The organism is Sporosarcina limicola (assembly GCF_014873855.1).
Taxonomy (GTDB): Bacteria; Bacillota; Bacilli; order Bacillales_A; family Planococcaceae; genus Sporosarcina; species Sporosarcina limicola.
This window is the reverse complement of record NZ_JADBEL010000010.1, coordinates 22570-37653: the sequence shown is the minus strand read 5'-3', so window position 1 is coordinate 37653 and position 15084 is coordinate 22570. Positions and strand designations below refer to the sequence as shown.

The window sequence follows — 15084 nt, the reverse complement described above, 5'->3', positions numbered from 1 at the left end:
ATCGCCGAAACTGTCATGGCTCGGCCGAACTGTCATAGCAATCCGTGAAACTGTAAGGGCTATCGTCGAAACTGTAAGGGCCCTGCCGAACTGTAAGGGCAATCCGTGAAACTGTCAGGACTATCGCCGAAACTGTAAGGGCACGGCCGAACTGTCATGGCAATCAGTGGAACTGTGAGAGCTATCACCAAAACTGTAAGGGCCCTGCTCCAACTTTGTACCCCCCTTACCCTCGAAAACGCACAAAAAAGCCTCCCCATATACCTCAGGAAGGCCAATTCATTCACTGTGTGACTTGATCTCTCAACGACCGTCTCAAAATTTTACCAGTCGTATTCTTCGGTAGTTCATCTAGAAACTCGAAACGCTTCGGTACTTTGTATTTCGCTAGACGCGCTGTACAATAGGTTGTCAACTTCTCCACATCAACAGACGCTCCTTCTTTCAAGACGACAAATGCGTGGACTGCTTCGCCGAAATCTGGGTCCGGCACGCCAATAACCGCTGCTTCGACAAGGTCTCTATGCGTAAATAATACTTCTTCGACTTCGCGTGGATAGACGTTATAGCCGCCTACGATGACGAGGTCCTTTTTCCGATCAACGATGTAAAAGTAGCCATTCTCATCTCGTTTAGCCATATCTCCCGTATACAACCAGCCATCACGAATTGCCGCTTCGGTTTCTTCAGGCATCTTATAGTAACCTTTCATGACGTTCGGTCCGCGCACAATTAGTTCGCCGACTTCTCCATCTGGGACTTCATTACCAAGCTCATCAACGACTTTATTCTCGACATTGATAATATTTGTCCCAATTGAGCCTGGAATGCGCTCCCGGTCAAGTGGATTAAAACATGTGACAGGCGAAGCTTCTGATAAGCCGTAGCCTTCCGATATCCGGACATTGAATTTCTCTTCAAAGTTATGAAGAAGCGCGACTGGAAGTGAAGAGCCACCTGAAATTGCCAATCGAATGGAATCAAAGTCTTCCGGTTTACCGTCTGGGTATTGATACAAAAAATTGTACATCGTCGGTACGCCTGCGAACACCGTTGCTTCTTTCTCCTTCACGATGTTGAACACATCTGTCGGCGAAAAACGTGGCACAAGCAAAATCGTTGCCCCTTTTACAAGCGGCGCATTGACGACTACAGTTAGTGCGAATACATGGAATATCGGAAGAGTCGCCACGATTCGATCACTCTCTGAAAAGCCAAGATATTCCGCAACGTCATGTGCATTTGAATACAAATTACCATGTGTCAACATCGCGCCTTTAGGATGTCCTGTCGTTCCCGACGTATATAAAATGATAGCGGTTTCATTTTCATCGACAGCGACAGGTTCTACATTTGGTTTTCCTATTGCAATTAGTTGTGAAAATGAACGAACTTTTTCTTTCACTGCATCCGGTAAAGCCACGATTTTCTCCGGTGTTTCCGGAACCGTTTCGCAGATCACATAATGTTCAACAAATGGGAATGCATCTGCCGCCTGTTCTACAAGAGGTAAAAGCAGATCAAGCGCAATAACCGCCTTGGCATCACTATTATGAATAATATACGTAATTTCATCCGGCGTATAAATCGGATTAACAGGAATTGCTGTGGCCCCAATCCGCATCGTTGCATATAATGAAATTAGAAAATGTGGTGTATTTCCAAGAAGAAACGCGACATGATCCCCTTTGCCAACGCCAAGATCTTGAAGTGCTGAAGCAAATATTGACACCAATTGATCGAACTCTGCATACGATGTATCTTTCCCCATAAAGTGATATGCAGCTTTCCCCGGTTGTGTTTTTGCCATTTCGTGTACGCGTGAAACTAAATCCAATACGTCATCCCCTTTTTCAATTGAATGAATCGCCATTCATTACTCTACCTAAATCATTATATAAGAAAAGTTCAGAAAATACAAGATTACGAGAGTCCAATTATCCTGAAGCATAAAGAAAGCACCGGAAAATTATTCCGATGCCTTAATATGTGCCAAGTAGCGCCAACGTATTAAATAGAAGTAGAGAATTTGCATACATGTGAAGCCCACAAGAACGAAAATAAGTTCTTTCACAATAGAAATTTCTGCGAGTTCATCCCAAATTACTTGGAGCGATAAAAATGCAAACGAACTATGGACAAGCGCAACACCCCACGGAAAGAAAAATTGTGGAATTAGTTGCCGGTTGACAATTTTTTTGAATTCCCTGTCCGTAATGCCCATTCTCCGAAGCACGTCAAACTGTTTCCGATCCTGCTCAAGCGACGTATACAACCTAAAGTAGATGAAGCTTCCTGCTGCCAAGAAAAGTACCGCTGCAAGTAATAACCCGATAAATAATAATAATGAAAAAGTCGTGCGCAAAACTGAATAGTTTAATCCAGGATTTTTAAATGAATAATATAACTTGTCACCCGTCTCAGAAAGAAGGGATTCCGTTATTGATGCATCGATTGATAGGCCAATATCCCTCGTTCTCTCCCATTCGGGTACATTGAACGCATAGTACATAAATGAATAAAGGTTTCGAGTCGATTCGCTTTCCAACACTTTATCATAATCCACATCGTTCAAAATAACGGCGTTCATGCCAATCGAGTAGGCTGAAAACAAATGGTATGGGTAAGCCCCGTTAATTCGAACTCTCACGCCACTATCCTTTAGCAATGTGGTTACGGATCGATCCCGTAGTTGTTTGTACCATGAAACGGTCGGCGGTAAGAAAATCGCCTCCCCTTCTTTCAACTTCACAGCCGGATGGCCAAACGACAAGGCAAGTTTGTTTACATTAGACAACTTCACTATCTCGACGGTATTGTCCGTGAATGAAGAAGTCTGTTGCAGTATTTGAAATTGAACCAGAGTATAATCGATTTCATGCGTGTTTAGTTCATCCTCAAGCTGGGCAATATGTTTCTGCTCGTGTCCGTTTTCCCAATTACTCCGATACTCAAGGCCAAGCGGATGCATTTCCCGGTACTGGGAGGCAAATGAAGTGAGAGAGGCAAGTATCCCAACAGACATAAAGGCTACTGTGGATACAATTGTCACGATGAAAAACATGCGTGCGTTTTCGCGAAGCCGCACAACGCCCTCCGATATTGACAACATCCATAAATCACGCCAATATAGATTTTTTCTACCCCGTATTTTATGAAGGAGCAGTGGCAGGGAATCCGTAAAAAAATAATAGGTTCCTATTGTCGCAAATGGTGGCAATAAAAAAAGGAGACCGATGACAATCGAGTTGGTCGTCGATGCGGCCATGGCGTAGGACAATCCAAGAAAAAGCAACCCAAGATAACCGCGACTTTTGGAATAATCATACCCTGTCTGTTTTCCCGTATCCCCCTGAATGAGATCCGCTACTTTTCCCGTTCGGATGAACACCGGTGCCACATATGAAATGATGACGAACAGACTCATAAAAGCACCGATTGTAAGCGCGAATGGTTGCCATGAAAAATACAGAGGCAATGCCGGTAGTAGCACAATTTCGCGAACAATCATGAAAAAGAACTTCGAAAACATGTAGCCAAGGAATGTCCCCGCCGCAATCGATGCCACCCCAATGAACATCGTCTCAATGAAAATCAAACGATTCAACTGACGTTTTGCCATTCCTAGATGGAGTAAAATTCCGAATTCCTTCGATCTGGCCTGTAGGAATGCCCGCATCGAATAAAACAAGAAAAAAACCGTGAAAATATACAAAATGATTTCTGCCACACCCATCCCCATAAACGCGATGTCCTGTATAAAGCGGTCTTCAATCGAGGGGTGATATAGCAACATGGAGTATAGGAAAAAGACCATAACTGAAAAGACGCTCGCCATGAAAAATGCTGCGTAAATCCGCCTATTCCGAACGACGTTACGGTAAGCGAACTGACGAAAGGTCATTTACGTTTCCCCCGAGCAACGATAAGACGTTTAGGATACGTTGGAAAAATGTTTGACGGCGTTCGTCTTTATAGATTTCATTGAAAAATTCGCCATCTTTGATGAATAACACGCGGTCACAGTAACTTGCAGCGATTGGATCATGTGTCACCATGATGACTGTCGTTCGCTCAGTTCGGTTGATTTGGCTAAGTAATTCGAGTACATCCTTCGCAGATTTCGAATCGAGATTTCCAGTCGGTTCATCTGCAAGAATAATCTTTGGTTTATGGATAAGTGCCCGTCCAATCGCTGTGCGCTGTGCTTGTCCACCAGATAGTTCATCGGGTCTACGGTCCAGAATATGCTTCAAGTTGAGCTGATTTGCCAGTTCCGTGACGCGCTTTTCCATTTCTTTAACGGGTAAACCATCGAGTGTCAACGGCAAGACCAAGTTCTCCTCAACTGTCAACATTCGAAGAAGATTAATGTCCTGAAAGACAAAACCTAGATTCCGTCGTCGAAATAGCGCAAGTTCATTTTGTTTAAGGACTTCCGGTTCAATACCGTTAATCATCAAACGTCCGTACGTCGGCACGTCGATGGTTGAAACTAAGTTTAACAATGTCGTTTTCCCACTACCCGAAGGCCCCATCACTGCAACGAATTCCCCTTCTTCCACTTCGAAATCAAGACGGTTTAATGCACGGTACATCACTTTTCCTTCATAGATTTTCGTCACTTCCGTCAGTTCCACGATTGCGTTCCGCGTCATCCGTCTTCCCCGCCTCTCCATTTTCAAACAGTACTGTTACGCAAGTTCCAACTCCAAGTTCCGATTCAATCGTTAACGGATGGCCAAGCCTAGTGCACACTTCTGATGCGATGTAGAGCCCCATGCCCGTTGATTCCCCAGTTAGCCGTCCATTTTCACCAGTAAAAAAGGCCTTTGCGACACGTTTCAAATCCGATTTCGGAATGCCGACCCCTTCATCCTGGATGGTAAGTTTCAGACCATTCTCCGTGCACTCCGCTGATAAATAGACTTTCATTCCTTTTTCAAATGTATATTTCACCGCATTTGTAATGAATTGACCGATAACGATTTTCATCCACTTCATATCGGTCGCAACAAGATAGTTGTCATCAATCGAAATGACTGGAAAAATCCCATTGGTGATGAACAGCCGCTTATGCTCCGTCAGGATTTCTTGTACAAGTCCTTTTAAAGCGATTCGTTCAATTCGCATATCCTGTTCAAACGTTTCAAGCCGTGCATTCACCAGTATCGAATCAAGGCCACGCTGAATTTTCTCGATTTCTTCAGCAATGCTATCACGGTTCAACTCGGTTTCCTCCTGCAACAGCAGCCCGATGACAGAAATCGGGGTTTTCATTTGATGCACCCATTGATTCATGAAATGAAGTTGTCGGTGTTGAGCCGCATACAATGTTTGCACTTCTTTTTGATAAAGTTTGTACAAGACACGCATGAATTCAGTTGTTTGCCTATGTTCCGGAGATTGGGCATGACGAATAAGCGCATCTTCCATTTTCTCTGGTTTCCTTATAATTGCTGTATAAAATGAACGTCTCATGATGAATTTCGCACCGAGAAATCCCGCAGTCAATAGCATGCTTATACTAATTGAATAGATTGCCGTATTAACGTTACGAAAGCCATCCAACCAATATAATATCAAAATGAACAGCACGAGAAACGTTTGAAATGCGATAAATGACAAGTGCTCCCTTAGGAATAGGCTGAACTTTTTCATGTCTCCTCCTGTACGGGTAAAAATCGATAACCCGCACCTCGAACCGTTTCGATGGCTGAATGGATGCCGTAATCAGTAAGCTTTTTCCGTACACGTGTCATATTGACGTTCAATGTATTTTCATCAACAAAGGACTGGTCGTCCCACAGCTCTTCAAGTAATCTCTCACGCGATACGACCTTCGGAGAGGCATCCATTAGCAGTTCGAGGATGACACACTCTTTTTTCTGAAGCGGAACGATATTGTCACGTACATGCAACTCCATCCGCTCGATATATAAATGTAGCGCCCCCAGTTTCACCATCCGTTCGGATTGACTCGGAGCGTATTCACCGAATGACCTTCGAAGATGACTTCTTATCTTGGCAAGGACGATTTCGTAATGGAAAGGTTTCGTAATGAAGTCGTCTCCGCCATTTTCCAACGCAAATACTTGGTCCATATCTCCTGACCTCGCAGAGATGAAAAGTATCGGACACATTGTATGTTGGCGTAGTTGACGACACCAATAATAACCATCATATGAAGGCAGATTGATGTCTAACAAAATAAGATGCGGATCGAATGCCAAGCATTCTACGGTGACGCGATCGAAGTCTTCAACAATCGCTACATCGTATTGGTATTTCCGGAGCGTATCTGCTAATAGTTGTGCAATTTTTCGATCGTCTTCAACTATGAATATACGGTGATTTCCCATTGGTCATTCCCCTTTCACACTTGTTTTCATTATAACGCAAAAAGAGATAGCGCGTGATAAGTCGCTTGTTTGCTTAATTGGTCGCTTCGCTAGTGGAATCAGTCGCTTGATTGCTTAATCGGTCGCTTCGCTAGTGGAATCAGTCGCTTGATTGCTTAATCGGTCGCTTCGCTAGTGGAATCAGTCACTTGATTGCTTAATCGGTCGCTTCGCTAGTGGAATCAGTCGCTTGATTGCTTAATCGGTCGCTTCGCTAGTGGAATCAGTCGGTTAACCTCTTTAATCGGTCGCTTCGCTAATGGAATCAGTCGCTTGATTGCTTAATCGGTCGCTTCGCTAGTGGAATCAGTCGGTTAACCTCTTTAATCGGTCGCTTCGCTAATGGAATCAGTCGCTTGATTGCTTAATCGGTCGCTTCGCTAGTGGAATCAGTCGGTTAACCTCTTTAATCGGTCGCTTCGCTAATGGAATTGGTCGCTTCGCTAGTGGAATCAGTCGCTTGATTGCTTAATCGGTCGCTTCGCTAGTGGAATCAGTCGGTTAACCTCTTTAATCGGTTGCTTCGCTAGTGGAATCAGTCGCTCAATTTCTTTATCGGTCGCTTCGCTAGTGGAATCAGTCGCTCAATTTCTTTATCGGTCGCTTCGCTAGTGGAATCAGTCGCTTGATTGCTTAATCGGTCGCTTCGCTAGTGGAATCAGTCGCTCAATTTCTTAATTGGTCGCTTCGCTAGCGGAATCAGTCGGTTAACCTCTTTAATTGGTCGCTTCGCTAGTGGAATCAGTCGGTTAACCTCTTTAATCAGTCGCTTCGCTTCATCTCAAACCAAAAAGAGCCCGACATATAGTCAGGCTCCGCACTTTTTTCTCAATAAATCAACTGTGAAAATTGTTCTTTCGTAATCCCACCAAGGTACGTTGGAATATCAATTGAACTAATTGCTTCTCCGATTGATACTCTATCATACTGGATACCTTTCAAACCATCTTCAATAACCGCCACTTCTCCAACACCGAAAAAGTCTCCGAAAATGCTTATATCCTCGATAATTCCTCTGTTCACATGTAGACGAACATCGATACCGCCGACTGGAAATCGGTGAGAGTGTTGTATATTAAATTTTGGTGATTTTCCGTAGTTCCAATCCCAATTCGCATAACGTTCTTTCGAGAGTTCATGGATTTTCTCCCAATCTTCATCCGTTAATTCCATGTATTTAATGTTCTCTTCACCCTCAAAAATCGATTTCAAAATTTCCAATCGGAACTGTTCAATGGTCATCGGTTTTTGTAGAAATTCAGAAATATTTGCAACGCGGCTGCGAATGGACTTTATGCCTTTAGATTCAATCTTATCTTTCCGTACTTTCAGTGCAGAAACAACCTGTTCGATTTCTGTATCAAACATGAGTGTACCGTGACTGAACATGCGGTGATTTGTTGAAAACTGTGCATTCCCTGAAATCTTACGTCCATCAACAAGGATGTCATTGCGCCCCAGCAGTTCTGCCTTAACCCCCATTTTCGCAAGTGCCCCAACAACCGGTTCAGTAAACTTTTTAAAATTGCGGAATGATTCGCCATCATCCTTCGTAATAAAACTAAAATTCAAGTTACCTAGATCGTGGTAAACTGCGCCACCGCCAGAAAGACGACGCACAACATGGATTCCGTTCGCCTCCACATAGTCTGTATCAATCTCCTCGATTGTGTTTTGATTTTTCCCGATGATAATGGAGGGTTCATTGATATAGAACAACAAAAAAGAATCTTTGTCGATATCCATCGTCTTCAGTGCATACTCCTCAATTGCGAGGTTAATACGCGGGTCTGTAATTCCTTTATTATCAATAAAAAACATAGTAATCGCTCCTTAGTTGAATAGGTTCTAAACTATTTTAACCGAAAAGTTCAGAAATGTGTTGACATTTGTTCATCTGTTATAATACACTAATAATAACAAATACCGTACTAGTACAAATTAAAGGAGGGAATACGAATATGCTTGAAAACATCATCGAGTTTTTCAAAAACCTACCTGCAAAAAAATGTGAGGTCTGTGGCCAAGAAATTGAAGAGCAGCATGAGTGCTACGGCAATAAATGCGACTTTTGCAACATCTTATGAATACAAAAAAACAGCTGCTGGATTTACACTCCTACAGCTGTTTTTATTTTTTTATTTAAAATAACTCTTCCAAAACTTCCTTCACCGCAACTCTTCCTTGGTCGATGCAATCGGGTAAACCAACACCATCATAGGAAGCGCCAGCCAGTTTTATCTGAGGAAACTTCACTTTCAATTCTGCACGTGCTGCCTCAATCCGTTTTTTATGTCCAACCCGGTATTGTGGCCGATCTTCTTTCCAACGGGTAATAATCGTGAAATCAGGTTTACCTTTTATCTCGATGATTTTACTGAGATCGGCAAGGACGATTTTCTCGATTTCCCTATCTGACAAGTCGACAATCGCTTCATCACCGGCTCGTCCTACAAATGCCCGTAGAAGTATTTTTCCATCAGGCGTTGTCGTTGGCCATTTCCGATGCGTCCACGTACACGCGGTAATTGAATAATCGCTACTTCTTGAGACAAGGAATCCTGTTCCCTCCTTATCTTGCACAACAGATTCTTCCGGAAAGGCTAACGCAATCGTTGCCACCGAAGTGGTTCGGATTTCTTTCAACCCCTGCAGCAAATCATATGGAGCGAACAAACGGCTTGCCACCTCATGACCTGTCGTCAGTATAACAGCGTCTACTTCGATCTTCTGTCCATCGTTCAATTGGAGAACCGTCTTATCCTCGGAGGTCTTAGGCTCTTCAATTCCTTCAATGCGAATCCCTTTCATAACAGACCCCGGTTCGAGCTGTTGTTCGATTGCTTCCACAAGGGTTTCAAGCCCGTTACGGAATGAATGAAAAACCCCTTCCTTCTTTGCACCATGACTATTTTTCTGCGGCAGTTGTTTAGGTGTCGTTTTTTTCATCCCTAGAATGAGACTCCGGTGTTTTTTTTCCACTTCGTAAAATTGTGGAAATGTCGATTCCAAACTCATATGATCGATATCGCCTGCGTACACACCAGACAATAGAGGTTCAATTAAGTTCTCGACGATTTCCGAACCAAATCGTCTGCGAAAAAACTTACCCAGCGATTGATCCCCTTCAATGCCAGAGCGCGGAAGAATGAAGTCTCCTGCTGCTCGTATTTTACCAGCCATCGTAAACAGCCTTGTCTTCAAAAATGGGCCGACTTCAGTAGGGATGCCCATGATAGAACCACCTGGAATCGGATGGAGTTCATCGTTTACGAGAACATATGCCTGCCCTGTCGCATTTTTCACAAGTTCTCCTTTAATACCAAGGTCTTCCGCAAGTACCCCAACACTTTTTTTCCGTATGAGGAAAGAATCTGGACCACGCTCGATGACAAAACCATCACGTCTAACCGTCTGAATTTTACCGCCAAGCCTGTTCGCTGCTTCAACGAGAATAACATCGAGCGGAAGCCCTTTTTCACGTGCTTCTTTCTGCATATAGAACGCTGCGGAGAGGCCTGTAATTCCCCCACCGACGATGACGACTTTCTTATTTTGCTCATTCATGTCCATCATCACTTTCTTTCTATATTTATTATTTCGCTTCTTTTGGTTCCTCCCACTTATTGTGGTTTCACTTTTTCCAAAACCGCATCTACCATCGAATCTACGAATAAAGGATCGATGTTCGGCATGATTGGTCGATAATAGGAAGCACCGATTTCATCGCAAACGACTTTGCACTCATGATCATTGTCATATAACACTTCAAGATGATCTGAAACAAATCCGACTGGCGTATAGATGAATGCTTTGTATCCCTTTTTAGTATATAAGGCCCGCGTCAAATCTTGAACGTCCGGACCAAGCCATGGTTCTGGTGTCTGCCCTTCACTTTGCCATCCGACTTCATAATTTTCAACACCCGCTGCTGCTGCAATCAAATCTGCCGTTTCTTTTAACTGATCTGCATACGGGTCACCATTTGCAAGAATTTTTTCTGGCAACGAATGCGCCGAAACAATGAGACAGGCACCTGCTCGTTCTTCTTCGCTTATACTCTCATACGTACCGCGCACTTTATCCGCCCAATATTCGATGAATTTCGGTTGCTTATACCAACTTTCGACCGAAGTAATTGAAATGCCATGTTTGTCTGCTTCTTCTTGCGCGCGGCCATTATATGACTTAACTGAGAACGTGGAGAAATGCGGTGCCAATACAATCGAGACCGCTTCTTCGATTCCATCATCATGCATCCTTTGTACAGCATCTTCGATGAACGGTGTTATATGTTTTAAACCGATATAAACTTTAAATTCGATGTCGTCCTGCACTTTATTTAGACGATTGCATAACGCATTCGCTTGACTTTTGGTAATCTTGGCCAGCGGAGAAATCCCGCCGATTGCTGCATAGCGGTTCTGAAGGTCTTCCAATTGCTCAGGTGCAGGTGGGCGGCCATGCCGAATATGCGTGTAATATGATTCAATATCCTCTTCTTTATACGGCGTTCCATAGGCCATCACTAGAAGTCCAATCTTTTTCTTAGTCATCAAGTTCACCTCTTCATTTGTCATTTACGCAACTGTGCACTCGTTTCATGAATAAATTCAGTTAGTTTCTTCAATGTCGCCGGCTTCACATCTGGGAATACACCGTGACCCAGGTTAAAAATATGATTACCATGTTCTACGCCTTGCTCGATAATACCTTTTGCACGTTCTTCGATGATTTTCCAATCCGCTAAAAGTAGGGATGGATCGAGATTTCCTTGCAACGGTTTCGTTAGGCCACGCTCGCCCGCTTCTTTGATGGACAAACGCCAATCCAGTCCTACAACATCAACCGGTAAGTCATGCCATTCGTTCGCTAAGTGGCTTGCACCTACACCGAATGTAATCAATGGAACATTCAACTTACGTAGCTCCGTAAAAATGCGTGTCATCACCGGTTTAATGAAAATCCGATAATCAGAGACATTTAAAGCCCCTACCCACGAATCAAAAATCTGAATCGCTTTCGCACCTGCATTTACTTGTGCAGTAATATATGTAATCGTCATATCCGCCAGTTTGTCCATTAGCGCAAACCATGCTTCCGATTCTGAAACCATAAACGATTTTGTCAAATTATAACTTTTCGACGGACCGCCTTCTATCATGTAACTCGCCAACGTGAAAGGTGCTCCAGCAAAGCCAATGAGTGGAACGTTCAATTGTTCCTTGGTCAATATCTTAATCGTTTCAAGAACAAATGGAATATCATCTTGTGGTGAAAGGTCGCCTAGATTTTGAACATCTTGGACCGTTCGGATTGGATTTGAGATGACAGGACCCACACCTGCCTTAATTTTGACATCGACACCGATTCCCGGTAGTGGTGTTACGATATCTTTATAAAGAATCGCCGCATCGACATTGTATTGATCGACCGGAAGCTTTGTTACATACGCACAAAGTTCAGGTTGGTGAGTAATTTCTTCAAGAGAATACTTCTCTTTAATTTTCAAATATTCCGGCTGCGAACGTCCAGCTTGTCTCATATACCAAACGGGTGTATGGTCAATCTTTTCGCCACGTGCTGCCCGGAGAAGTGTATCATTGAATTTTGTCATCTACTCTATACCCACTTTCATTTTTACTATCAATTTTTGCATCCTATATCCGTATTTAATATAGATGTTTCACCTTGCAATGTATAGCGTTAAGCCCGATTGTCATAAAATTGTGCCCCCTTTTTTACTTTATTCGCCATACTTTCGACAATGTTTGTTTTAATTTCTGAAATAGGGGAAAATAGAAGGTTGTAGATGAATTAAAGGAGGTTTTACTCAATGAATATTTTTTTGACATCCGGGACACCCGAATTCATGGAAAAGATGAAAGAGAAACACGCAGAAAAAAATATGTTCGTCATGTACGGTGCAGGTAATTCCCTTCTACTCCATGAAACGGAGAAGAAAACAGTGTTTCAGGTACCGCGTCGCTACGAAGTCATTGGTTCATCTGGTACACTTCAAAAAAATGGTTACTTTGTTTTCAACAATATTCCTGTTTCAGATGAAGGACGTCCGGTTTTCGAACACCGCTTTCAAAGTCGAACAAATGCGATAGATGACGAACCAGGATTTATCGCCTTCCGCCTGCTACGTCCACTCGATTCCGATACGTATATTGTTTTGACAGAGTGGTCAGACAGCTCTTATTTCACAAGCTGGAAAAACTCCTCTGCGTTTAAACGGTCGCACGCAGAAGATACGACTGCGGTGGGTGCTAACAGCATAGCGCATATTTTCTCAGGTGCCGCCTACGTAACGACATATCAGATGAAGAAAAAAGAAGAAGAAAAAACGTGACTCCTTACTGGGGCACGTTTTTTTGATTGTCTAGCTTCAGCGACTAGAGACTCGCGTCATAATCCGTTCGGGGGTTGGATTGAATTGCATCCCTCCTGTTTGCGGCAAAGTGTGCCGCGTCGCCAGCCGTCTTATTCCTGCTGTCTCTGAACAGGTGCTTACGCTTTTCTCGATTGATTGAGCATAAAGCAATTGATTGATATAATAGAATGATTACCATGCAATCTATTATAGTCTATTTTTGAGAGGGGTTTTTGGAGTGAAAGAGCAACTATTTGAGAAATTGGACAATGCGTATGAAAACATGGTCGTAATACGCCGCCATCTCCATATGAATCCCGAATTATCTTTTATGGAAGAGAAAACTGCGCAATTCATACATGACTTCTATGCAGATCTGGGAATTGAAGTAAAGACAGGGGTAGGTGGTAATGGTGTTGTCGCACGTGTCAAAGGCGGGAGACCTGGAAAGACTGTTGCACTTCGCGCTGATTTCGATGCACTGCCAATTCAAGACGAAAAAGATGTACCCTACAAATCGACTGTTCCAGGTGTCATGCATGCATGTGGTCACGACGGTCATACCGCGACCCTACTTCAACTGGCAAAAGCAATCCATGAGCTACATGAAGACCTTGCAGGTGAATATGTCTTTATCCACCAACATGCAGAAGAATTTGCCCCAGGTGGAGCGAAACCTATGATTGAAGATGGCTGCCTTGAAGGGGTCGACGCCATTTTCGGTACACATTTATGGTCATTGACACCCACAGGTACCATTGAATATTCAGCAGGCCCTATCATGGCAGCGGCCGACCGCTTTGACATTACAATCAAAGGCTCAGGTGGTCACGGCGCAGCTCCCCATCAGACAAAAGATGCCATTGTCATTGGCTCACAACTTGTTATGAATTTACAGCAACTTGTCTCTCGTCGCGTTAACCCGATTGAGTCTGCTGTATTATCTATTGGATCGTTCATTGCAGATAATGCATTTAACGTCATCGCGGATTCAGCAAAAATAGGTGGGACTGTGCGAACATTCAATCCGAAAATTCGGGACTTGATGGAGCGCGAAATAGGACGTGTAATCGATGGAGTTGCCCTTGGGAACGACTGTACAATTGAGTTCAGTTACGAACGTGGCTATCCTGCCGTTGTCAACCATCCAGCTGAAACGGAATTCCTAAAATCAGTAGCTGAAAATATTCTCGGTGTGGATACTGTCGTTGAGTGTAAACCACAAATGGGCGGCGAGGATTTCGCCTATTACCTTGAAGTAGTACCTGGGACATTTTTCTTTACCGGTGCGAAACCAGCAGATCCGTACCCACACCATCACCCGAAATTCGATATCGATGAACATGCGATGCTTCTCGCTGCGAAGACTTTAGGCTCTGCCGCACTTGAGTATCAGAAATAGATTAATTATGCCTTCCACCAAATTTTGTGGAAGGCTTTTAGCAGGGTCTTATTACCCGTTATTTTAGAATGAAATGAAATATAATCTTATGCTTATATTTTGATTCGCCCCCAAAAAGGTCCAACGGCTACTTATAGCGCCATATGCGGTATGTATATGGTTAATCAGATCACTATATGTTGTGGTTTTCAGGATGTTTTTTAAAGGGAACAACCTTTTTGGGGCTTAATCATATTTTCTATTAACATACAACTAACAATCCACATAGTACCAAATAGATAAAAGAATCCCTATTATACATAAAAAGCATTGCATAAAAAATTTTCTGACTTATAATAATATTGTGTGCATACAATTATAAGGGGTGGAGTTATTTGGACAGATGTCAACGAATTTCAAATTACATTGTATCCTTCGACACTTTTATGTTACAACCTATCTATCAAGACAATAAAATATCTACACGTGTCATTGAACGAAACGGCGAGATATACATTCCAAGAAAACCAATTCACATTATAAAAAAGTCATGTGAATATTATGGGGGTTCCTTGCAAAATTCGACGAATTCAGCCAGACTCACCCTAAGAAAACGACATAAAACACCAATTATCATAGCCAATGACTTTGGTAAACCATGTATTTTCTTACCTACAATCTCTCCAAATTCAGAACAGAATGTATGGTTTTTATATCATGCGATTGATAATATAGAATCGAACCCACTTGGCTGTACCGTCTACATGGAAAATAACCGTTCCTTCAAAGTAAACATTTCAGCTACGACAATGTACCGGCAGTATGCATTTTGTAGTATTTTAGAAAAAGACTTCTTGAAAAAACAAAAACAATTGAGTAGACCTTCTAGTTTTATGGAATTCAACGATTTCAACAACCGCTGA

The 15084-nt window shown here is 42.9% G+C and carries 13 protein-coding genes; 4 read left to right on the top strand and 9 right to left on the bottom strand.

Annotated elements, in window-relative coordinates:
- Positions 1–283 precede the first annotated feature (283 nt).
- The 6 genes from H4683_RS10205 to H4683_RS10180 form a co-directional block, all read right to left on the bottom strand.
- On the bottom strand, positions 284–1837 hold the full coding sequence (locus H4683_RS10205) for a fatty acid--CoA ligase family protein (RefSeq protein ID WP_192598813.1): 1554 nt from the start codon (positions 1835–1837) through the stop codon (positions 284–286).
- 132 nt (positions 1838–1969) lie between these two features.
- Positions 1970–3904 carry an FtsX-like permease family protein gene (locus tag H4683_RS10200; RefSeq protein WP_192598733.1) on the bottom strand — a complete coding sequence of 645 codons (1935 nt, stop codon included), beginning with the start codon at positions 3902–3904 and terminating at the stop codon, positions 1970–1972.
- Complete coding sequence (locus tag H4683_RS10195) at positions 3876–4658, bottom strand: ABC transporter ATP-binding protein (protein ID WP_192598732.1); 783 nt, start codon at positions 4656–4658, stop codon at positions 3876–3878. The genes H4683_RS10200 and H4683_RS10195 overlap by 29 nt, the downstream gene beginning before the upstream one ends.
- On the bottom strand, positions 4609–5661 hold the full coding sequence (locus tag H4683_RS10190) for a sensor histidine kinase (RefSeq protein ID WP_192598731.1): 1053 nt from the start codon (positions 5659–5661) through the stop codon (positions 4609–4611). The genes H4683_RS10195 and H4683_RS10190 overlap by 50 nt, the downstream gene beginning before the upstream one ends.
- Positions 5658–6362 (bottom strand): response regulator transcription factor, encoded by a 705-nt coding sequence (locus H4683_RS10185; protein WP_192598730.1) that lies wholly within the window; start codon positions 6360–6362, stop codon positions 5658–5660. The genes H4683_RS10190 and H4683_RS10185 overlap by 4 nt, the downstream gene beginning before the upstream one ends.
- Positions 6363–7229: 867 nt before the next feature.
- Positions 7230–8222, bottom strand: a complete 993-nt coding sequence (locus H4683_RS10180) for a lipoate--protein ligase (protein WP_192598729.1) — start codon at positions 8220–8222, stop codon at positions 7230–7232.
- Positions 8223–8362: 140 nt separating this feature from the next.
- On the opposite strand from H4683_RS10180, the gene yhfH reads away from it, so the two are divergent.
- Positions 8363–8488, top strand: a complete 126-nt coding sequence (gene yhfH, locus H4683_RS10175) for a protein YhfH (protein WP_192598728.1) — start codon at positions 8363–8365, stop codon at positions 8486–8488.
- A gap of 55 nt (positions 8489–8543) precedes the next feature.
- Here the strand turns inward: yhfH and hemY are convergent, their stop codons facing one another.
- Genes hemY through hemE form a run of 3 tightly spaced genes read right to left on the bottom strand, consistent with a single transcriptional unit; the run spans position 8544 to position 12018 of the window.
- The gene (hemY, locus tag H4683_RS10170) at positions 8544–9968 is read right to left on the bottom strand and encodes a protoporphyrinogen oxidase (RefSeq protein WP_192598727.1); all 1425 of its coding nucleotides are present in this window, start codon (positions 9966–9968) and stop codon (positions 8544–8546) included.
- 56 nt (positions 9969–10024) lie between these two features.
- Positions 10025–10957 carry a ferrochelatase gene (hemH, locus tag H4683_RS10165; RefSeq protein WP_192598726.1) on the bottom strand — a complete coding sequence of 311 codons (933 nt, stop codon included), beginning with the start codon at positions 10955–10957 and terminating at the stop codon, positions 10025–10027.
- 20 nt (positions 10958–10977) lie between these two features.
- Positions 10978–12018, bottom strand: coding sequence for a uroporphyrinogen decarboxylase (gene hemE, locus H4683_RS10160; RefSeq protein WP_192598725.1), 1041 nt, complete (start codon positions 12016–12018; stop codon positions 10978–10980).
- A 219-nt stretch (positions 12019–12237) separates the two neighbouring features.
- Here hemE and H4683_RS10155 point away from each other — a divergent pair, with 219 nt between their 5' ends.
- From H4683_RS10155 to H4683_RS10145, 3 genes are all read left to right on the top strand, one after another.
- Complete coding sequence (locus H4683_RS10155) at positions 12238–12759, top strand: antibiotic biosynthesis monooxygenase family protein (protein ID WP_192598724.1); 522 nt, start codon at positions 12238–12240, stop codon at positions 12757–12759.
- A 259-nt stretch (positions 12760–13018) separates the two neighbouring features.
- Positions 13019–14182 carry a M20 metallopeptidase family protein gene (locus tag H4683_RS10150; RefSeq protein WP_338062448.1) on the top strand — a complete coding sequence of 388 codons (1164 nt, stop codon included), beginning with the start codon at positions 13019–13021 and terminating at the stop codon, positions 14180–14182.
- 341 nt (positions 14183–14523) lie between these two features.
- Complete coding sequence (locus tag H4683_RS10145) at positions 14524–15084, top strand: competence protein ComK (RefSeq protein WP_338062447.1); 561 nt, start codon at positions 14524–14526, stop codon at positions 15082–15084.